The organism is Vibrio qinghaiensis, assembly GCF_002257545.1.
Taxonomy (GTDB): domain Bacteria; phylum Pseudomonadota; class Gammaproteobacteria; order Enterobacterales; family Vibrionaceae; genus Vibrio; species Vibrio ordalii.
Genome location: NZ_CP022742.1, coordinates 1,028,356 through 1,048,203, shown reverse-complemented (window position 1 = coordinate 1,048,203; position 19,848 = coordinate 1,028,356). Strand labels below are relative to the sequence as shown.

The window sequence follows — 19,848 nt, the reverse complement described above, 5'->3', positions numbered from 1 at the left end:
CCAATTGGGCCTCTTTGTTTATCGGTAATCTCTTTGTTTATCGGTAATGATGCGTAGCGCTTGATTTTATACTTCAGGTTGATAGTGCAAAATGGTCATTGAGATGGGCGATTGCAATATTTCTCCCTCTGCATGGCCAGGTTGTACGTTGCGTAAATTGGTATCGCATATCACTTCCCAGTTTTGGTTACGATCTTTGGGGAGCGTAAAACGAGCGGGTGCGTTGGTCTGGTTGATCAAGTAGAGCATTTCAGCCCCATCCGATCCAATGCCCATCTGCAATGCCACAGAACTTAAGCGGTTCCAATCGTCATGCTCCATCAATGTGCCATCCACGCGTCGCCAGAAGATGCGGTTGGCATTACGCTCTTCTCCACTGAACGCGCGAATGAAGGGCACCATATAGGTTTGTCGCGCCGCGATCATTTGACTTAGCCAATGCTTGAAGTAGCTTTTGCGTTCGGTCATGTTCCAGTCAAGCCAACTGATCTCATTGTCTTGGCAGTAAGCATTGTTATTACCTTGCTGAGTATGCGAAAGCACATCCGCGGTGAGAATATGAGGAATGCCAAAAGCAAAAAGTAAGCTCGCCATCATATTGCGTTTTTGCTTTTCGCGGGTTGCTTTTATCACCATGTTCTCGGTTTCGCCTTCGACGCCATAGTTGTCGGAGCGATTGTCACCGTGACCATCTCGGTTTTGTTCACCATTCGCTTCATTGTGCTTATGCTTGTATGACACCAAATCTTGCATGGTGAAGCCATCATGATAAGTGATGTAATTGACGGTCAGTTTGTAGGGCCAGTTGGCGGCACTGTACAAGTCGCGCGAGCCCATTAAGCGTGTGGCGAACTCTTTTAAATAGCCTTGGTCGCCGCGCCAGAAGCTGCGTGTGATATCACGTAATTTGTCGTTACATTCATTCCAACCGAAAGGAAAATTGCCTACTTGGTAACCGTTTGGACCAATATCCCAAGGCTCTGCAATCAATTTGACTCGTTTTAACGTTGGATCTTGCGCCACCGCTTTAAAGAACGCAGCATCGGGGCTGAAATTATCGCCATTTCTTCCAAGCGTTGCGGCCAAATCAAAACGAAAACCATCGATTTGGTATTCGCTAACCCAGTAGCGCAGGGTGTCCATGACTAGGTTAAGGGCGGGTTGATAAGAGAGATCTATGGTATTACCACAACCGGTAAAATTCGCGTAATGTTGACCGTGTTTTAGATAATATTTAGGGTCGAGTGCTTTTAAATTGAAAATAGGCCCATCTTCGCCCCCCTCCGCTGAGTGGTTATAAACCACATCCAGTATCACTTCAATTCCGTGACGATGCAGTTCTCTGATAGCCGTTTTCAGTTCCGTTACCGCATCTTTTTGCGCATAACGTGGATCTGGCACCATAAACAGGTAGGGGTTATATCCCCAATAGTTGACTTTGCCCATATCCAATAGATGTGGCTCATGCATACAAGCCGCGATAGGCAGCAGTTGTAGCGTGTTGATGTGTTGCTTGCGATAAAACTCCAGCATCTCCTCACTGATTAAGCCTAAATAAGTACCTTGTTCTGCTTTAGTCACTCGTGGATTGAGTTTGGTCACCCCTTTGATATGAGTCTCAAACAAAATAGTCTTATCGCGAGGTATGTTTGGCTTTCTAGTTGATTGCCAATCGAATTGATCATCAACCACGATACACTTAGGCAGCTCGAAACTCTTTTTTGAACTAAACGGTGTTGTATAGCCTAAATTTTTATCTATCGCCTTCGCGTAGGGGTCGGAAATATAGTGCGGCTCATCACCATTTAAAATGAGGTAACCGTATTTTTGCCCTGCTTTAATGTTTGGTACATGAGTGTACTTCACGCCCGCATATTCATTCTCTAACACGTGAGTGGTGAAACTTCCCTGTTGGTCAAACAGAGCGAGTAGAAGCTGTTTACTTGCTGGAGCATGAATAGCAAAATTGCAACCTGTGTTGTCAAGGGTTGCACCGAGTGGGTAAGGACTAGAACGAGTACATTTCATATGGGCATCTTTAAGTGTTATTTTGCTGCACGTCATCGCTTTAAGTAAAAAGCTTTGTTGATATTAGGTCAAGCGCCCAATGAATAAAATTTGAATGTAATTTTATTTCATTTTAATGATGTTATTGGTCCTAAATAGTGATCAATAAGGCATTTTGTATTCTATTTTATAACCATTAACGGCTCTCCTCCCCCTAAAATCCGTGATCTGCGTTTTAAAAATGCTATACCGTAAAATTACTCATCCTTTTTCCTCCCCCCTGAATTATTTTGAGGTGGAGGAAGCAAGCCTATTACGCCTTTAGTAACCTTAGCACCGTTGAAACAACTGGGGACTTAGTCCCGTCTTACCTCTTCTTTTAGCGTCTATCTGTCAACTGCCTTGCAGGTTCCAATAGGAGAAGAGTGAAAGTTTTAAATGCTGTCCGTAGTTAAAATTTTCCATAAATATAAATCGTCCTTAATGGAGTTAAGAATGAAAAAAGTAAGTGTAATTGCTGCCGCAGTGGCTGCTACTCTAGCAGCAGGTTCTGCTTTTGCTGTTGATTTTAATGGTTATTTCCGCGCGGGTACCGGAATTAGTGGTCAGGGTAATGGTGACCTTTCTGTCAACAAAAATGGTGTAGGTCGTCTAGGTAACGAGAACGACAACTACTATGAGTTTGGTTTTGCTGAAGAATTAAAGACAGGTGAGCAAACTTGGCGTGTCGAATCAATGATTGCACAAGGTAACGATGGTGCAAAGGGTTGGGAAGATGGCGATTTTAACGTTGCTCAGTTTGCGGTAAAAGCTAAAGGTCTTATTTCTGGTGATGAGTCTGCTGAAATTTGGGCGGGTAAATCTTACTACCAACGTAAAGATATCCACATCACCGATTTTTATTTCTTGAACACTTCTGGTACAGGTGGTGGTATTCAAAACCTATCCGTTGGCAATCAGAAACTGTCACTTGCGTTGATCCAAGATGGTGATAACACTGATTCAACGGGTTATATCTTTGATGCTCGCCTAGCCAATATCGGTCTTTGGGAAAATGCGAACCTAGAACTTGCGTTAGCTTATAACTTTGCAACCGAAAAAGGTGATGCAACAGAGCAAGCTGATGATGGTTTGTTGGCATCAGCCATTCTGCACCAAGGTTTATCAAACGGTTTTAACCAAACAATTCTTCAAGTGGGTACCAATGGTTATGGCGTGCAAGCGGCTAACCTTTGGGGCGCAGGCACTTATTATCACCGTGGTGACGAGGCTCAAAATAGTGCTACAGGCTACCGTCTCTTAAACTGGGGTGTCGTGAGTTTTGGTCAATCGTGGGAAATGGGTCACCAACTTGCTTATTTAGCTGGCTCTGATGTAGGAGGCAGCGATAGTGATGGTAAATTTACAGGTAAAACTTTTGATGTTGACCAATACTCAATTGTTGTGCGCCCAATGTACAAATGGGATAACACAATGCGCACTGTATTTGAAGCTGGCTATAACGCTGGTGAGAAAATTAATAGTGCAGGGACAGCAACAGAAGATTTCGGCAATGCGAAATTGACAGTGGCACAAGCGTGGGCGATGGGAGACAGCTTCTGGGCTCGTCCAGAGTTCCGTGTATACGGCTCATACCTACTTGATACTGAAAACAAAAATGCATTTGCAACTGGTAAAGACACTGAATACGTCGTTGGCATTCAAGTGGAAGCTTGGTGGTAATTTCTCCTTGTCCTTATTAGTCTAAATCCATATGCTGATAGCCGACTGATGTCGGCTATTTTTTTAACGACTCGGAGATGAGCCGTTAAAAAAATACTAAAGGAGCGAAAAATGGTTTTTAAAACACTACTATTAGGTAGTTGCATTGCTTTAACTGGCTGTCAAACAGCTCCTGTTGTTGAGCAAACACAAAGCTCGGCAGTGCAAGCTGTCAATAATATAGAACAGCTACAAGTCACAAAAGTGAAGCTACCGAGTACAACAAAAATGGTGCTCACAGCCAATACTCAGCGCTTGCATAACTCATTGATTCATAGCCCTGTCGCCGTGTTTGAAATACCAGCCGATCGTGGTCAAATGAATTTAACGGTCACCAGCGAAATTCAAGATTCAGTATTTTATCCTTATGTTGTTATCACAGATAAAACAGGAACCGTTTTAGAATCGGACACCGACACTGAGTTCGAATACCGTAAGCCACGTTTAAATTTGGGTAATCGTCTGGTTGCTGATCTGGAGTTTTACCCTCCTCAAGGACATAAGACGTTGTTACTTATTGTTTATACAAAGGAAAAAGATCTGTCAGGCGTAACTTATGTAGCGCATCCCGGACGTATCGATGCCGAAGGCCGTGGTAACTACATGCCGGAATTAAAAGATATTCCGATGCCACATAGTTTGACTGGAACCATTGAGTTGGATGTTTCTGGTCCCAGCTTTCTATCGTTTGTGAAGCCTGAGAATAAAGTAAAGACAGTTTCAACGGATGAAGCAAAACTGACAAAAAAAGTGCAGCCAGATACTGAAACTTACTACAAGGTATCGATTCAGAAAGCGGTAAAAGCGAACGATATCTCTAAAGCACTTAGCCTACTTGATGAAGCCAAAGCGCTAGGTATTGATGGAGCACAAGAAGTCTTTGTTAAAGCTGTGAATGCGAAATAATTAAAGATCGTACGATTGGCGTCCCTATGTGGACGCCTTTCTTTTTCTAGTCTCAAAATTTTGAGCTTCGATTACTAAAGATGACAAGTGAATTATCACTTCACCGGATGGTAGTGCACCGGATGATTCAGCGTCAATTTTTGGTGGAAGTGTTTGGCTATGTGCGCGAGTACCAAGGTGAGCAAATTGTCGTGATCAGTAATTTTTCATCGGCCACGGTTTGTTTAACAATACCCGAAAAGTTTCAATTGAGAGCGGTGGAGTGTTTGAGCTCTAATTATCAAGAGATTGAAAAATTAGAAGAAAATCTAGTACTCGAGCCCTATCAATCCATCGCGGTTTTGATGAGAGAGTAAAGTGAGTGGCTCATTTTTGATCTGGAATGAACGCAGCGATTTGGCTGCGTTTTTTCATTCATTGACTCAAATCGGAATCTATTCCTCAATTAGTGTGATTGTGCGTAACACTCTTGAAAAGAGTACGGTACTATCTTAGTGCTAAGGCTATGTGGCTTAATTAATCCACGAGCATTAGATATAGAGTGGCCTCTCTGTTTTGGATGAACGGATTTGACTGTTTCGTATGCTTTAAATGGTTCGAGACAGAATAAATGTAGTCAGACTTTTTCAAAGATTGAGAAAAATGGTCGATAATGAAGTTAATCAGCTAAATAAGATTTGAATCAATGAGCACTATTGGGATTGCCATAGGCGCAACCGGGTTATCACTTATCCTCATCTTCGTGTGGATGTTTTCGCTCTCTTTGCGCAAAAAACGCTTAGAGGAAGAGAGAAAAGAGAGAGAAATCGCTTACCGCAAAGCGATAGAAAAATCACGTGAACAAGAAAGACAAGATCGCTTATTTAAGGCCGAAACAGGCCATGTACCGACGATTTTGTATTTGGCGAAAGAAGCCGAACGAACCAACCTCAAAGAGGCGATGTATTGGTATGACAAAGCGGCAAATTATGACAATGTTACGGGAATGTATGGTGTTGTTCGGATTTGCCAAAAATTTCGAGATGACCTGATTTTGCGGGAAAAAGAGAAGTTTTGGCAGACTTGTATTGCTGGAATTGAAGGTAACTTAACCGCAAAGTATGAAACTGGCATGGCCTATATTCATGGTCGTGGTGTGGAAGCGAATATTGCGAAAGGAGTCTCGTTAGTTCAAGAGGCTGCGGAAGCGAATTTGCTCGACGCTGTGATTTTCATGGGGGATTGGTGTGTTTCACACGATAATATCGCGCCATCTCCAGTGGATTCAACATTTTGGTATTCCAAAGCCGCGAAGCTAAATAGCCCGATAGGACAGATGAAGCTAGGCTTGAATTACCTCAAGGGTGTCGGTGTAGCAATCGACCACAGTAAAGCTTGTTATTGGTTAGAGCGGGCTGCTGAAAAAGGTCATGTTGAGGCGATGTATCACGCAGGCGAAGCCTGGATAGATAAAGGTTCAAATGGCAATGCTATTGCTTATATCTGGTTATTTTTATCGGCTTATTTTGGTTTTGAACCAGCAAAGATGTTAAGAGATCAAGTGGGTTCGCGCATCGGTGTCGATTCGGTTGTGGGGCTGCAATCGTTGGCTAAACCACTCATCAAGAAGATCGGCGCGGGTACAGTAAGTAAACATTCAATTATTAAGGCGCTGAACAAGCTTTATAAACGTGGGATCCCTATCCCCGAGAAAGGGGAGTTGCTTGACGAAGAGGAACTCTCATTGAGCGTAGTGGCGGATGCCTCCGAAGAGCTTTTGTCATCCAGCTCATCTGATGATCATGAGGTTCTAACGCGATTAGATTTTTCCAATACTTCAATGGACAGGTAATGCTGGATAGATCAGGTAATGCTGGATAGATAAAGTGGCTAAGCACTGTAAATAAAAAATCTCTTAAATAAAAATCCCCAGCGAATCGGCTGGGGATTTTTGTTGGTATCGATTTTAGTATATCGAATGATTATGCTGATTTATTGTGCTCAGCTTGGCAAACCGCAGCAGTGAAGACGACATCTGTTGAGCTATTAAGAGCTGTTTCAGCTGAATCTTGGATCACGCCTATGATAAAGCCAACGGCAACAACCTGCATGGCTACGTCATTTGAAATGCCAAATAACCCACATGCGAGTGGGATCAGCAGTAGTGATCCACCTGCCACACCAGATGCGCCACAGGCAGAAACAGCAGCAACGATGCTCAGTAGCAAGGCTGTCATCAGGTCAATTTCAATACCTACTGTGTTTACTGCCGCTAGGGTGAGAACCGTGATAGTAATGGCGGCACCAGCCATATTAATGGTCGCACCGAGTGGGATCGAGACTGAATAAGTATCTTCATCCAGTTTTAGTTTCTCACACAATGCCATGTTTACTGGGATATTGGCGGCGCTTGAGCGTGTGAAAAATGCGGTGACACCACTTTCACGCAAGCACTGGAATACCAGTGGATATGGGTTTTGGCGAGTTTTCGCGTACACAATGATTGGGTTGACAACCAATGCGATGATCAACATGGCACTCAGCAACACGAATAAAAGGTTGGCATAACCAGCCAAAGATTCAAAGCCAGTTGTGGCAAACGTGGATGCAACCAAGCCGAAAATACCAAACGGTGCTAGGCGAATAATAAAACGCACAATTTGTGAAACACCGTGGCTTAAATCTTCAAATACGGCTTTAGTTGTTGCTGAGGCATGGTGTAAAGCTAAGCCCAACCCAACAGCCCATGCCAGAATGCCAATATAGTTTGCACTCATTAGAGCATTGACTGGGTTATCAACTAACTTAAACAACAGGGTATTAAGCACTTCAGCGATGCCTTGAGGAGGCGTTGCACCTTCTGCTCCTGCAACCAATGTTAGGGTCGTTGGGAAGATAAAGCTTAATACAACGGCAGTAAGAGCGGCTGTGAAGGTACCGAAAAGATAAAGTACCACGATTGGGCGCATATAAGTGTGTTGGTTTTTCTTTTGGTTTGCGATGGACGCCGCGACCAAAATAAACACGAGGATTGGTGCTACAGCCTTCAGTGCGCCAACGAAAAGGTCGCCAAGTAGGCCGGCGTTTTTCGCATCATCGGGTGAAAAGGTTGCTAATAACCCACCGAGAACGATACCGGCGAGTATTTGCAGAACCAAATTGCCACGCGCAAAACGGGCGAAAATATTGTTGCTTTGCATAGTTATCCCTGCAATAAATCGAATTACATCCTGCATGACCTAAATACTACGAAGCATAGTATCGGTTATGGTAGGCAAATAGAGTTATAGTGACATCAGTGAGCTCCACTGAAGGGGGTAATGATATCTACGCGGAATATTGTGTCTAGAATTAATTGATAATCAGCACAAATAATTAATCAATATGTGGAAATGCAATCGATTTTGAGTGAGATGTAAATAAAATGTAGCATTTTTGGTGCTGGAATGATAGGCCACTTGTCGGGATGTCTCGTTCTCGCCATTAGGCTGGTCAATGAGCGGTTAGTGCGATGATAAAAGAGGGTAAGCCAACATCGCTCACCCTCTTCTTTTTAATGGTGTGCCATACCACTCATCACTTTTTTTACTGGTGCAATAATGGTTTGCTGCTCACCATTGGCAAAGGTTAGTTGTACGTCAATCTTTTCACCTTCAACCAATGGTTTCTTCAAATCAAAAAGCATGATGTGCAAGCCGCCCGGTTTGAGTTCGACGTGCCCTTTGGCCGGAATTTTAAATTCAGTGACTTGACGCATTTTCATCACATCTCCTTCGGTGATTACATCATGCAATTCAACTTTCCCTGCCACATCGGTGCTGGCCGATACAATGAAACGGTCCGTCTCACCTTTATTCATGATTTGAGAAAATACTGCGCTGGTGGCGGCGGTTGGTGCGGTGGCACGTGCGTAAGGGTGATGTACCATAATATCTGTGTTGGCAAAAGTAAGCGGGCTAAAGGCAAGGCTTGCTAAAAAAAGAGCATTGAGCTTCATGTTATTTTCCTTGTGATGACGTCATTATTGTTTTGATGGCTTCAACAATGGGAGCCGGTGAAAGCGTATGTGGAACTTTAGTGATTAATGTTCCATCTGGTTGTAAAAAGTAGAAGTAGGAGCTGTGATCTAATGTGTATTTCAGTTCAGATCCCTTTAATTCGGTTTTGCGGAAAATGACGCCATACTGATGCGCCAGTGGTGTTGTAATGTCTAAAGGAGCAGAAAGTCCTTCGATCATAGGGTGGAAATATTGGGCGTATTGATGAGAAGCATCGGCAGCGTCACGCTCTGGATCGAGAGAGATAAATAAAGGGCGCAGCTTTGCTTTGGTTACATCATCCAGTTGATTGAGTGCACCTGCTAACATAGCCAGAGATGTTGGGCAGACATCTGGGCAGCGTGTAAAGCCGAAGTAAACAACACGTATGCGTTCATCTTTAGTATCAAAAATAGAGATGGATTGATTTGCTTTGCCAAATAAAATCACCTCAGAAGATGAGCTATTACCGCTCTCTAAATCCATACTTTGCTGCGTATCAAAATAGGTTTTTATGCCAAAGCCTAATACAAACGCAACCACCAATGCCAGAGACCAATTTTTACTCATCTTTCCATCCTTATTGCCGGAAATACTTGGGTGCGACCATCAGAGAGTTCGCCAATCCATGTCATTTTTTCAGTCGTGCAAACTGGGAGTACAATCTGTGCTGTGTAGAGCCCGTCTTCCTGCTGCGTCAGTACATATTTCGCGGTGCCCATCTCCATCTCTAGCCCATTGAGTGTGAGTGTGAGTTTACTTGCATTGGCTTGCGGCCATTCAACGGTCAGAGTGTTAGCCACCAAAGGTTGAGATTTATCGTGTGCCAATGTCATGACAACATCTCCTTGTCGGCAAGGGGTACTCGACAACTGGCAATATTGATTAATGTCTGAAGAGGAGTGTGCTGAAGAGAGCCAATTGAAAATATCGCTGCTAAAGTAACCCGCCAGCAGGGCTAGAACAAAGACGCCGATTTTGATTGCGTTGTGCATGGTGATAATCCAAGCGGTGATAAAGCGCAAATGTTATCACAGCTATCTTTTTGCAGTGGTGACGAATGGATAAAATGTGCAATAAATCAATATAGAAAAGGTGAGTCTCCCCACCTTTTCTCATTCATGCTATGCGGTGTGATTTACACATCGTGATGTTTTGCATATTGCTCCAAGCCAAGCACGAGGGCAACAGCGCAAAGCATCAATAAAATGGCTACCAGCAGTTGCGAAGGCTGTGAAGTGATGGACTCAAATTCGAATGGAGAAAGGTTTCGCTGTAGCAAAGGAACGAGCTCGCCGTGAGAATTGGTTCGCCAAGTGAGCGTTTCTTTCCAAGGCCAGATTTTGGGTAAGGTGCCGATCATTAATCCAGTAAGAAAAATTAAGGTCAAGTCTCTAAATTGTTTGAGTAACCAAGATAATACGTGAGAAAAACTCAGTAAACCACCGACACATCCGAGTAAAAAGAGTGCCAAAATATCGGCTTGCATCTCTTTCACCGCGCCCAGTACCGGTGCGTACATACCAATCAGCAACAGGATAAAACTGCCTGAAATTCCCGGTAGAATCATGGCGCAGATGGCAATAGCACCGGCTAGAACTGTGTTCAGCGCTGTTGGCTCCATCTGCATTGGGTTAAGCACCGTAATACTGTAAGCAAACGCAATTCCCAGCAAAGCGAAGACCAATCGAGAAAGTTTGAACTGCTCAATTTGTTTCACAATATGGAACACCGAAACCAGAATTAAACCGAAGAAGAACGACCAAATAGGAATAGGATGCGTGGCGAGTAGCCAAGAAATGAGTTTAGCCAAAGAGAGGATACTGGTGAATATTCCCCCAAACAGTGCGAGCAAGAAGAAGCCATTAATATGTTGAAATGCGGCGGCTAATCCATCTCGTTTGACTATACGCAATAAACTCGGGTTAATCCTACGAATGCTTTCAAGCAAAGTGTCATAGATACCAGTGATGAATGCAATGGTTCCACCCGAAACACCCGGCACCACATCGGCGGCACCCATGGCCATTCCTTTTAAAAATGTACTGAAATAATTCATTGAATCTGCATGATTAAGTGTATGTACCGGAAGTATATAATGAAATAACCAAGAAATGCTTGTACAAAAGAGGAGTGAGTGGTGCTGGCTTAATGTGAAAAAACGCAGAGAATGAGTTTGTTTTATAGCAACTGGGTGAGTATTATTTTGCATTTTTTCGCATAATGCAATTCGCGCAATGCGATAAAGTACTACATTTTGATGAATTGATGTGATGTATAGCTAAAAAGTAGCCATTTTTTAGTTGGCATACTTAATGCATAAACTTATTTGACCCTTCTTAAAGCCGAGGGTCACCTAGCCAACTGACGTTGTTAGTGAATGAGTTTGTTCACACTATATATAAGCCAATCGCATCATTGCGGTTGGCTCTTTTTTTGTCTGTTAGGTATGATACGCCTCCTCGCTCGTCTAATGAGAGTTTGCAAATGACAATCAAAAGCCGTGAGCGAAGATGTTTTTCGAGCAAAACCAGTTAGGCCATATGTTCGTAAAACCCATCAAATAAACATCGTATGTCATTGTAAATAAACAATATCCATAAGGATGATCCGTATCGATCAATCGTATTTTTTTCGAGCTTATCAAGTTTTCTTTGATGATCTCCAAACTCATTAAGGAAGATGAGTGAAGCAGTAATAAGAGGTTATATGCACCATTTAATTTCAATTGGGCCCCTTGAGTCTTTCTTAATCGCTATTAGCGTGCTTTTTTTAGGCCACTTTATTAACGCAAAACTGCCTATCTTGGAAAAATTCAACATTCCTGAGCCCATCGTCGGTGGCTTAATTGTCGCTTTCGCGATCACTCTTCTACATTTTTACGGCTTAGATTTAGAGTTCTCATTGCCGTTGCAGAATATTTTTATGCTGATGTTTTTCAGCACCGTAGGCCTTGCGGCCAATTACACTCAACTGGTTAAGGGTGGCGCAAAAGTCTTTCTTTTCCTCGCCGTTGCCTCGTTTTATATCATCATCCAAAATGGCGTCGGTGTATCGTTAGCGACGGCTCTTGGTCTTGACCCACTGATGGGGTTGATCGCCGGTTCTATTACCCTCTCGGGTGGACACGGTACGGGAGCGGCGTGGGCTCAAACATTCAACGACAATTATGGGCTTAGCAATACGCTAGAAATTGCCATGGCCTCAGCGACCTTTGGTTTGATCATTGGTGGGATTATCGGTAGCCCAGTAGCTCAAAAACTCATTAATAAAAACGGGTTTGAATCTGAGTATGGACGAGGAACTAAAACGCACGATAAGTTCCCAGAACTAGTTACCTACAATGAATATGAAGAAGATAAAGTCACCGCAAAGAAAGTGATTGAGGGTTTGTTCATTCTTCTCATTTGTGTCACAGGTGCTAAATATTTAGAGCAGGGGGTAAGTGCATTTGAAATCAAATGGTTGATGATCCCCGATTTTGTCTATGCGCTTTTCATCGGTGTGTTCATTACCAATATACTGGAATTGACGAAAGTTCATAAAATTGATGCTGAAACCGTTGACATCTTAGGCACCGTTTCCCTATCGCTATTTCTTGCTATGGCGCTCATGAGTTTAAAGTTATGGAATATTTTTGACTTGGCTGTCCCATTTCTGGTGATTTTAGCAGTGCAATCGGTGGTGTTGGGTATCTTTGCTTATTTTGTCACTTTTAAAGTGATGGGATCAAACTATGACGCCGCTGTGATCGCTGGTGGGCACTGCGGCTTCGGCCTTGGCGCTACTCCAACAGCGGTGATGAACATGGGGTCGCTAGTGACACGATATGGCCCATCACCACAAGCGTTTATGGTCGTGCCAATCGTTGGGGCATTCTTTGTAGATATTGTGAATTTGGTGATATTACAAGGGTATATTTCGTTTCTCGGTTAAAAATAATAGCAATACACCCTAACTTATTGGTTAGGGTGTATTGCTTACTTCAGCGTTAATTTTGTGCCATCAAACTTCAATTGACTTAATAAACTCTTTGCATTTTTGACACCTTCTTCATCAAACTGCACTCCGTAACGAGCATAGTGCAGTGAGCGTTGCAGGTTACAAACTTTGCCCATCAAAGGCGCAAAGAATTGGCTGCCGCGAGCATCAGTAAATAATTCGAGACTAATCTTATCACCCACTTGGAAAGTGCGCCCAAGAGGCGGTGTGACAAAACGGCAGCCACTTTTGGAGAGATCTCTTACCTCACAATCCGACTTATGCGTTCCTACCGTTGCTTTTCCTGCCAGATTCACATCGTAACGAGCTTCTTTGCGCAGTTGGGTCACTTGCATGCTGTTGGGAATGGATAACATGGCGAGCGGTATAGGCTCTTGCAAGACATGTAACAACTGGCTACGAAAATGGATTAAAGCCCCTTCGCCACGTGGTGAAATAGCTCTGATATTCATCCAAAAACCTTCTTGGAAGAAAAAAGAGAGATCATCTGCGGAAATTTTAGGAATTTCTACAAGGAGATGGGAATGAGAGTAGGTACCGATAAATGACGTTTTACACTGAAATTTCGTACCAACGGGAGTGGTTATACTTAAGGTTAGTTCGCTGCTGTGCTCAACCATAGATAACGCATCAGTACTATTAAGTGTCGATAGAGTTTTGTTACGTTCAACCGAATGATTTTGGCTCTGTTCATCTTTCAGCACTGCCGACTGCGATTCCATCTTATTTTCTCCGTGATGCAGTAGCTGCATTTTATTCTAATTTTTGTAATAGTTTAAATTCTAGGAGTAGATATTTAAAGATTCAATTTTGAGAATAACAATTTATTTGATTTATATATCAATTGGGAAGTTATCATGACCCATGAAGTGCGACATGACATACAAAATTGTCAATATAAAGTACATCTTGAGGGTAATCTATTCGCAACAGTGGCATACCAAAAACAGGATGATGTGTTGTTTATTGTTTCGACTCGCGTACCGGATGAGCTTCAGGGTAAAGGATACGGGAAAATTATGATGGAAAGTGTATTACCGCAAATTGAAGCGCAAGGTTACACCATTAAACCTGTCTGTAGCTATGTTGTGCATTATTTAAATCGACACAGTGAATGGCAGCATTTATTGCATCGAGAGCCGTAACATACAACCCCATTAGAACGGTGCTGTGTTTACTTTTAATGTGACTGCGACCAGTGCATGATCAGTGCTGCAGTTATCCAGTTCATAGCTTGGGTTAACCAGATGCTGGTCAAGCACAGTGTAGCGGCTGACATCACCTTTCATTGTATGAGTAAAAGGGGAGAAATCCGCAGAAAGAAGAATATAGTCGAGTACGGACCCCTTGGCTCCGGCGTAATGAGTGGCTTTGCGAGGCTGCTCCATACTCTCGGTATGCAGATCCCAAGCATCGTAAAGCGCATAGCCAGCCAGCGGTTGCTGTGTTTCTGGTCTGCGGTATAAGGCCTGCGATAGTAGTCCTTGAAACTCCTCGTGATGTAAAGATTTATTAAAATCGCCCATTAACACGCAAGGTCGCCCAGTTTGCTTTTGAGTATTGATAATATATTGGTGAGTTAGGTTTGCTTCAAACCCTCGTTGAACAGTAGATTGCCAGCGTCCTAGCGTCTCTTGTTGCCATTCATCGATCAGGTTATGAGGTGCAGCAGAGGATTCTGCCGGACGCTGAGATTTAAAATGCACAATATAGACATCGATCTCCCCGAGCATTGGCAGGCAAAGCGTAGCCTGTAACGGTGTACGATTAAAGCAAAAAGGGGCAGCTTGGTTTGGCAGCGTGCCATGTACAGCGCTCACTTGGCGTAGAGGATAGCGAGAGGCTATCGCCACAACCGGATGGCTGTAGATGTATCCATCTTTGACGATCGGCTCATCAACACAAGCCACATACGGATAGCCTAAATCTATCATTTGGTTGCGCAGTTCATCAAAACTGAAAACTTCTTGAAAGCCAATGATATCGGCATCCACTTGTTGGATCTTCTGGCTAAACCATTGCTTTTTTTGCTGCCACTCTGCTTGCGTGTAAATATTATCGAACTGATAATATGCGTTCGGCGGAGCTAAATAATTGAATAAATTAATCGTTGCGAACGTAATCGTCATGTTAAATTCCAATAGTTGTGTGTGGTTTAATCTCACTCCTACGACGTTTGGTTTAATTTGGCTTATCTCTCCGGCGAGCGTCTTTTACATTGGAGCGGTAATGGCACTTGTTGCGCTGCTTTTATCACTCAATATTCCAGTAAAACCCGAAGCGGGTAATGAAGTTAGAATTCTACGTTGGAGCGACAGGTAACAAAAGGGTCGTTTACGACCCTTGTAACACGATGTCAATAGTCACTAGACAAGCAATATCTGGGTTGGCTGTTTTTTTCCACGTATGTCGTGACGGATGGTATCTAATGATCTATGTAGAGATAGTTTTGCCAACTTTTCATCCGGATGAGTACCTTACGCATAATCGAGACATGAGAGAAACTGTCTGAATAGATAGCGGCTTCAAAAGCGGTACCGAGCGGCAGGTGATAATCGCTTAAATCATCGGTAACTTTAAGGGTGACGAGTACGCGTCCATTGGTACGTAATGCCTCAGTTCCTAGCAAGGTGCCTCGTGCTTGGATCTGGCTTTCACCAATTACAGGCAATATCTCAACCACTTCTCCTTTGAAGACTTTTCCGGGCAGTGCTCTGAACAAAAACTCGGCTTCAAAGCCCGGTTGTAGGCGTTGAAGAGAATTTTGCCTAAATGCAGCTGTGTAGATTTTATCTTCTGTGTGTACAAACGTCATCATTGGTGCTAAGGGTAATGGTACGGACATCGCACCTGGTCTGAGAGCTAATTGCGTCACATAGCCATCAGTAGGCGCTCTGACAACGGTTTGTTCAAGGTTGAATTGGGCTTGTCTAAAATCGGCAAGCAGGCGAGCAACGGTAGTATTCTCACCATTGATTTCTGAGTTTAAGGAGATATTGGCTTGATTTAGACGTGCTTGGGCGACTTCTACTGCTGCCTCTGCTGCTTTATAAGCTTGGCGACGGGTATCAAGATCTTGCTCGGTGAATGCTCCTTTATCATACCCACGTTGATAACGAGCATACTCACGTTGTGCTTTATCCCGGTCAGCGATAGCCTGTACTTTCGCTGCCGCAGCTTCAGAAACATTCGATTCTAGGCCGAGTGCACCTTGGCTCGCCTCTTTGATCTGAGCTTCAATTTTTGCCAATTCCGCTTCAAAAGGCACAGGGTCAATTCTAAAAAGCACATCACCTTGTTTTAAGGGCTGGTTTGCTTGTACCGGAACCTCAATCACTCTTCCTCGTACTCCTGAGACGACAGGTGTTGTGGAAAAAACTTGGCTACCCAATTGAGTAAAAGGATGATTATAGTTCATCAGTAAGATCAGGGTGCCGATCAAAATAACGCCACCTAATACAGCGGTAGGGACGGTCCACTTATTTAATGGAATTTTAAAGACTTTGAATATCGCAATACATAAAGCGGCATAAGTCATGATCAGAAGTAAATCCATTATTTTGTCTCCTGATTACTGGTATGGTCGATGTTCGCTTGAGCAACGGGTGGCTGCGCTTTTAACTCATGTAATTCTCGAGTGAGTGTTGCGACTTGATCGATAAGTTCATCGACACGATGATGAATATCGTGCTGCTCTTCTTGAAGTTTAGTGAACCCCCACCCACGATCTTTTCGCCACAAGGTTGCCCAAATCCACAAAAATGGCCAGATGGCATGTAAGGTAAATAGACTGACCCAGCCAGAAACATGAATGGCATCTTGATGTGGATGGTCGCGCTCTTTGGCGATTTCATAAGGGATATCATGAATGACGATGATTCCATAAAAAATGACCAAGGCTACGAAAATCAGTAGACCAAGGGCAAAGTAATCTAAAAACATAGTTGCTCCTGTATTTCAATAACGAGTGTAAACGGCAGCCAATAGCTTAACGTGATGGAAAGTTACTCAGTGCACACTTGGTTGCGGCCATTCGCTTTCGCGCGATATAAGGCTTTGTCGGCGCGGTAGAATGTGCGTTGTGTATTTTCACCATCTCGATGCAAGGTGATACCGATGCTGACGGTTAAGCCGCGCTCACCTAGAATATCGTGCCAACCAAATTGGAATATGCGTTCACGATAGTTTTCGGCATGCATCTCAGCTTGGTCGAGTGAGCTATCTTCTAAAATCACCAGAAACTCTTCACCACCAAAGCGGACACAGGAAGAGCCTCGGAATTTAAAGTAGTTTTTCAACTCACGTGAAACATTGACTATCGCTTTGTCACCAACCAAGTGGCTAAGTTCATCATTAATCGATTTAAAATGGTCAATATCAATGACTAGAAATGCAAATAGCTTCTCATGAAGCAGTAGGTCTTTGAGTTTTACGTCTAACCAGCGGCGGTTGTGTAAGGTGGTGAGTGGATCTGTGAAGACATCCTGTTGAAGCTGGGCCACCGTATTTTTTTGGTGTTCGGTGGTTTCTTTTAGCTCGCGATTTTCAATCTCAGATAAGATCAGTTTGAGCTGCAATTCAAAGCGCGATAAGCGGCGCAGTTGATTGGCCCCCAGTTCACTAATCGGAATATTTTTCATCAGATCAGTTTCAATTCGAAAGCCCTTTTTTTCATAAATTAGGGCGGCTTGATAAAGGCCTTGGCGCTCGCACACGGCGCTGAATGCTCGATACAACTGCTTTGCCATCGTTGGTGACGTGTATCGTTGCAGGCGTTTGTCTGTACTGGCCAGCATCATATTGGCAATATGACTTTTGCCTATTTTAGCAAGGCAGTTGGCCGTTTCAATTCGAATCATATTCGATAGCCAGGTGGAATTCATATTCCCAGCACTGTACTGAACACTAGAGAGCGTAATGAGCGCTTTATCGACTTGATCCTGATAAAGATAAAGTTGAGCTTGATAGAGTGAAATTTGCCCGGTAAGAATTTTATCGCTGACCAAAATACTCAGCTCTTCACACTCTTTAATCAAGTCGTTGGCCGCGGAGATTCTGTGCAGTTGAATGTAACACGATAGCATGTAAAGTTTATAACGCAGGCGTAATGAGCGGCTGGTGATTGCATGATCAATACTGTCAATTTTTTGATAGTAGCGAAGGGCTCGGCTATGCTCGCCGTAAGCATCACATAAATTGCCCATGCCAATGACAGCCATGACATATTCATCAATATATCCAGTATCGACGGCGATATTAGAAACCGACACATATTCGTTGAGTGCAGAGGTAAAGTCACCACTTTCCATTAGGCGTTCACTCAAACTGTTTTTCACCGATAATATGATTTCAGCATCGTCAGGCAATTCAAGTAATGCTAAGGCGTGGCGAAGTTCTTCTATGCTAGCGGACGACTGATGCAGTTCTGAACGGTATTCGGCACTGATGATGTAGCTGAGCGCTTTTTCTTTTGGTGTAGAGGCAATATGTTGTCGGACATGATTCCAGAAAATGATGGCCTCTTCACCCGATACGGAGGTGGCATCCAAACCCGTATCTTTAATCTTACTGAGCAGTACTTCCATGCGACGATTCCTGAGGTTGGCTGTCTTCCAGTTGTTCTAATGTGAATGGGAAACTCAAAATATCTTGGAACATTACTTGAGGTAGCGACCCCGTTAGCCCTTTTCGTTGCCAAGGATATATCTCAATCATCTTGGCTAACACGTGAAAGACGTGCAGTGCCGCATCCCCCTTGTCGGCAAGAAGAAGCCCTAAGCGCTCGCTGCTCAGACGAGAGACGAGATCTTTTTGATTGCAAAGTGAATGGGCAATCTCGGTACATACATCGAGGTACTTTGAATCGCTATGTTGGATAACAATAACCGCGTGATTGGAATGTTTTAGTTCGGTTTTAAACAGCACGAGCTGCTCCCACCAATAGGTTTCTGAAACCACATTGGATAGGTGTTTCTCTGGATCGTACTCGTGTTGCCCTCGAATACGGTTAATGAGTTTTCGTGCTCGTTGCTCAAGCTGCCGCTTAGAGGCTCTCGCTTTATCAAGGCCAATGCGCGCCGTTTGTTCTCGAAGCATCTCAACCGTAAATTGGCGGTATTTCTTAAATGAGTTCAAAGAGGCTTTAAAATCACTACGCTGTTCTGCGACTAGGGATTGTTGGTAGCAAATTTGTGAGAGCAGTTCACCTTTATCAAACGAAGCAGCAGAGGCTTCAGCAAGGTTTAACAGCTCGGTCGCTTTCTTGGAGTTTTTCCTCAGCAGTTCTAAACGAGCTCGACTGATGAATGAGTGGGCTTTCATCCATATCAGGTTATGCTCAACAGCAAGTTCGAGTGCTTTGGTGGTTGCCGCTTCTGCATCTTCGATTCGTTCTAGCCCGAGCAGTGCCAAACCACGAAAATCCCAAACTTCGGCTTGCCAAGTTTTATCGGGATGATCCTGTAGCGCTTCTTCTGCACCATCCAGCACCGTGAGCATATCGATGTATTGGTTAAGTAAGTAGAGATCCCATGCCCACAGAATACGGGCTTTTCCTTCTAACCAATGGATACGGCTGTTATTAGCAACTTTAACCGCTAACTCATGGGTTGAACATGATAGTTGATACTCGTTGGTGATACGCCAAACATTTCCTAAACCAATCAGGCTTTCTATTTGGATCTCAACTTCATCAACCAGAGCCGATTGTTCTAGGGCATTTATCCAATATTGTTGGGCGGTATAATATTTTGCCTGACCCCAAAGTTGCAGCGCGTGAATATGTAGAATTTCGGGGAGGTGGTCATCAGTATCGAGGGTATTTTGAGTGGATAAGGCTTCTTTAATGCGTTTTAAACCGACTCGGTAATCCATTAAACACCAAGCGCAGCGAGATAAAATGATCAAACATTGAATCGCCCCTTCAGGGAAAAAGATCTGCTGTGCTCTCAATAAACACTGCTCAGCGACGATCGACACCTTCTCCGGCTCAGCTTCAATGCGAGTTCTAAGCTGTTCTATTTCAATTTCAAGAAGATATTGGCTTTTATCCAAACGGGTTGTTCCTCAAAAGTAAGAAGCCTAAGTCACCGATTCATTATATGAAGCCAACGTTAAAGCGCACTATTTACTTTCCCAAAAGTGGGTGCATTGGTTA

18 protein-coding genes and 1 pseudogene are annotated in these 19,848 nt (G+C 43.5%); 7 read left to right on the top strand and 12 right to left on the bottom strand.

The features are described from left to right. Positions 1 to 66: 66 nt before the first annotated feature. On the bottom strand, positions 67 to 2,064 hold the full coding sequence (gene glgX, locus CCZ37_RS18440; RefSeq protein ID WP_094502000.1) for a glycogen debranching protein GlgX: 1,998 nt from the start codon (positions 2,062 to 2,064) through the stop codon (positions 67 to 69). Between the two features lie 438 nt (positions 2,065 to 2,502). Between glgX and lamB the strand changes: the two genes are divergently transcribed. The 4 genes from lamB to CCZ37_RS18420 all read left to right on the top strand — a co-directional run bounded on the left by lamB (position 2,503) and on the right by CCZ37_RS18420 (position 6,505). Next, positions 2,503 to 3,729: a maltoporin LamB gene (lamB, locus tag CCZ37_RS18435; protein WP_167372456.1), complete on the top strand. Its 1,227-nt coding sequence runs from the start codon at positions 2,503 to 2,505 to the stop codon at positions 3,727 to 3,729. Positions 3,730 to 3,840: 111 nt separating this feature from the next. Beyond that, a complete protein-coding gene (locus CCZ37_RS18430; protein ID WP_094501999.1) occupies positions 3,841 to 4,674 on the top strand; it encodes a MalM family protein in 834 nt (277 codons plus the stop codon). An 80-nt stretch (positions 4,675 to 4,754) separates the two neighbouring features. Beyond that, positions 4,755 to 5,030 (top strand): alpha-glucosidase C-terminal domain-containing protein, encoded by a 276-nt coding sequence (locus CCZ37_RS18425; protein ID WP_244187303.1) that lies wholly within the window; start codon positions 4,755 to 4,757, stop codon positions 5,028 to 5,030. A gap of 329 nt (positions 5,031 to 5,359) precedes the next feature. After that, positions 5,360 to 6,505 (top strand): tetratricopeptide repeat protein, encoded by a 1,146-nt coding sequence (locus tag CCZ37_RS18420; protein WP_010320081.1) that lies wholly within the window; start codon positions 5,360 to 5,362, stop codon positions 6,503 to 6,505. Between the two features lie 130 nt (positions 6,506 to 6,635). On the opposite strand, the gene sstT is transcribed toward CCZ37_RS18420, so the two are convergent. From sstT to CCZ37_RS18395, 5 genes are all read right to left on the bottom strand, one after another. Continuing rightward, positions 6,636 to 7,853, bottom strand: coding sequence for a serine/threonine transporter SstT (sstT, locus tag CCZ37_RS18415; RefSeq protein ID WP_010320082.1), 1,218 nt, complete (start codon positions 7,851 to 7,853; stop codon positions 6,636 to 6,638). A 353-nt stretch (positions 7,854 to 8,206) separates the two neighbouring features. Further along, positions 8,207 to 8,650 (bottom strand): copper chaperone PCu(A)C, encoded by a 444-nt coding sequence (locus CCZ37_RS18410; RefSeq protein WP_094501997.1) that lies wholly within the window; start codon positions 8,648 to 8,650, stop codon positions 8,207 to 8,209. A 1-nt stretch (position 8,651) separates the two neighbouring features. Continuing rightward, entirely contained in the window at positions 8,652 to 9,260 is a 609-nt protein-coding gene (locus CCZ37_RS18405) for an SCO family protein (RefSeq protein ID WP_094133716.1), read from the bottom strand. Continuing rightward, the gene (locus CCZ37_RS18400; RefSeq protein ID WP_029627171.1) at positions 9,257 to 9,685 is read right to left on the bottom strand and encodes a hypothetical protein; all 429 of its coding nucleotides are present in this window, start codon (positions 9,683 to 9,685) and stop codon (positions 9,257 to 9,259) included. The genes CCZ37_RS18405 and CCZ37_RS18400 overlap by 4 nt, the downstream gene beginning before the upstream one ends. 143 nt (positions 9,686 to 9,828) lie before the next feature. Further along, positions 9,829 to 10,749: a polyprenyl-phosphate transporter gene (locus CCZ37_RS18395; protein ID WP_094501995.1), complete on the bottom strand. Its 921-nt coding sequence runs from the start codon at positions 10,747 to 10,749 to the stop codon at positions 9,829 to 9,831. Positions 10,750 to 11,399: 650 nt separating this feature from the next. Between CCZ37_RS18395 and gltS the strand changes: the two genes are divergently transcribed. Beyond that, positions 11,400 to 12,626 (top strand): sodium/glutamate symporter, encoded by a 1,227-nt coding sequence (gene gltS, locus CCZ37_RS18390; RefSeq protein ID WP_094501993.1) that lies wholly within the window; start codon positions 11,400 to 11,402, stop codon positions 12,624 to 12,626. A 44-nt stretch (positions 12,627 to 12,670) separates the two neighbouring features. On the opposite strand, the gene CCZ37_RS18385 is transcribed toward gltS, so the two are convergent. Next, positions 12,671 to 13,414: a flagellar brake protein gene (locus CCZ37_RS18385; protein WP_010320088.1), complete on the bottom strand. Its 744-nt coding sequence runs from the start codon at positions 13,412 to 13,414 to the stop codon at positions 12,671 to 12,673. A gap of 135 nt (positions 13,415 to 13,549) precedes the next feature. Here CCZ37_RS18385 and CCZ37_RS18380 point away from each other — a divergent pair, with 135 nt between their 5' ends. Then, positions 13,550 to 13,837, top strand: coding sequence for a GNAT family N-acetyltransferase (locus CCZ37_RS18380; RefSeq protein WP_094501991.1), 288 nt, complete (start codon positions 13,550 to 13,552; stop codon positions 13,835 to 13,837). Between the two features lie 12 nt (positions 13,838 to 13,849). On the opposite strand, the gene CCZ37_RS18375 is transcribed toward CCZ37_RS18380, so the two are convergent. Then, positions 13,850 to 14,821 (bottom strand): endonuclease/exonuclease/phosphatase family protein, encoded by a 972-nt coding sequence (locus CCZ37_RS18375; RefSeq protein ID WP_094501989.1) that lies wholly within the window; start codon positions 14,819 to 14,821, stop codon positions 13,850 to 13,852. 37 nt (positions 14,822 to 14,858) lie between these two features. On the opposite strand from CCZ37_RS18375, the pseudogene CCZ37_RS18370 reads away from it, so the two are divergent. Next, positions 14,859 to 15,014, top strand: a pseudogene (locus CCZ37_RS18370) (MFS transporter); the annotation flags it as partial. 103 nt (positions 15,015 to 15,117) lie between these two features. Here CCZ37_RS18370 and CCZ37_RS18365 read toward each other — a convergent pair. From CCZ37_RS18365 to CCZ37_RS18350, 4 genes are all read right to left on the bottom strand, one after another. Then, positions 15,118 to 16,248, bottom strand: coding sequence for an HlyD family secretion protein (locus CCZ37_RS18365; protein ID WP_094501987.1), 1,131 nt, complete (start codon positions 16,246 to 16,248; stop codon positions 15,118 to 15,120). Continuing rightward, positions 16,248 to 16,634 (bottom strand): DUF3302 domain-containing protein, encoded by a 387-nt coding sequence (locus CCZ37_RS18360; protein ID WP_064626596.1) that lies wholly within the window; start codon positions 16,632 to 16,634, stop codon positions 16,248 to 16,250. The genes CCZ37_RS18365 and CCZ37_RS18360 overlap by 1 nt, the downstream gene beginning before the upstream one ends. 62 nt (positions 16,635 to 16,696) lie before the next feature. After that, the gene (locus tag CCZ37_RS18355) at positions 16,697 to 18,277 is read right to left on the bottom strand and encodes a GGDEF domain-containing protein (RefSeq protein ID WP_094501984.1); all 1,581 of its coding nucleotides are present in this window, start codon (positions 18,275 to 18,277) and stop codon (positions 16,697 to 16,699) included. Next, the gene (locus tag CCZ37_RS18350; RefSeq protein ID WP_094501982.1) at positions 18,258 to 19,745 is read right to left on the bottom strand and encodes a hypothetical protein; all 1,488 of its coding nucleotides are present in this window, start codon (positions 19,743 to 19,745) and stop codon (positions 18,258 to 18,260) included. Before CCZ37_RS18350 ends, CCZ37_RS18355 begins: the two co-directional genes overlap by 20 nt. Positions 19,746 to 19,848 lie beyond the last annotated feature (103 nt).

Excerpts from the sequence above, each read along its gene's own strand:
- glgX (WP_094502000.1), bottom strand. The coding sequence starts at position 2,064 with ATGACGTGCAGCAAAATAACACTTAAAGATGCCCATATGAAATGTACT.
- lamB (WP_167372456.1), top strand. The coding sequence starts at position 2,503 with ATGAAAAAAGTAAGTGTAATTGCTGCCGCAGTGGCTGCTACTCTAGCA.
- CCZ37_RS18430 (WP_094501999.1), top strand. The coding sequence starts at position 3,841 with ATGGTTTTTAAAACACTACTATTAGGTAGTTGCATTGCTTTAACTGGC.
- CCZ37_RS18425 (WP_244187303.1), top strand. The coding sequence starts at position 4,755 with ATGACAAGTGAATTATCACTTCACCGGATGGTAGTGCACCGGATGATT.
- CCZ37_RS18420 (WP_010320081.1), top strand. The coding sequence starts at position 5,360 with ATGAGCACTATTGGGATTGCCATAGGCGCAACCGGGTTATCACTTATC.
- sstT (WP_010320082.1), bottom strand. The coding sequence starts at position 7,853 with ATGCAAAGCAACAATATTTTCGCCCGTTTTGCGCGTGGCAATTTGGTT.
- CCZ37_RS18410 (WP_094501997.1), bottom strand. The coding sequence starts at position 8,650 with ATGAAGCTCAATGCTCTTTTTTTAGCAAGCCTTGCCTTTAGCCCGCTT.
- CCZ37_RS18405 (WP_094133716.1), bottom strand. The coding sequence starts at position 9,260 with ATGAGTAAAAATTGGTCTCTGGCATTGGTGGTTGCGTTTGTATTAGGC.
- CCZ37_RS18400 (WP_029627171.1), bottom strand. The coding sequence starts at position 9,685 with ATGCACAACGCAATCAAAATCGGCGTCTTTGTTCTAGCCCTGCTGGCG.
- CCZ37_RS18395 (WP_094501995.1), bottom strand. The coding sequence starts at position 10,749 with ATGAATTATTTCAGTACATTTTTAAAAGGAATGGCCATGGGTGCCGCC.
- gltS (WP_094501993.1), top strand. The coding sequence starts at position 11,400 with ATGCACCATTTAATTTCAATTGGGCCCCTTGAGTCTTTCTTAATCGCT.
- CCZ37_RS18385 (WP_010320088.1), bottom strand. The coding sequence starts at position 13,414 with ATGGAATCGCAGTCGGCAGTGCTGAAAGATGAACAGAGCCAAAATCAT.
- CCZ37_RS18380 (WP_094501991.1), top strand. The coding sequence starts at position 13,550 with ATGACCCATGAAGTGCGACATGACATACAAAATTGTCAATATAAAGTA.
- CCZ37_RS18375 (WP_094501989.1), bottom strand. The coding sequence starts at position 14,821 with ATGACGATTACGTTCGCAACGATTAATTTATTCAATTATTTAGCTCCG.
- CCZ37_RS18365 (WP_094501987.1), bottom strand. The coding sequence starts at position 16,248 with ATGGATTTACTTCTGATCATGACTTATGCCGCTTTATGTATTGCGATA.
- CCZ37_RS18360 (WP_064626596.1), bottom strand. The coding sequence starts at position 16,634 with ATGTTTTTAGATTACTTTGCCCTTGGTCTACTGATTTTCGTAGCCTTG.
- CCZ37_RS18355 (WP_094501984.1), bottom strand. The coding sequence starts at position 18,277 with ATGGAAGTACTGCTCAGTAAGATTAAAGATACGGGTTTGGATGCCACC.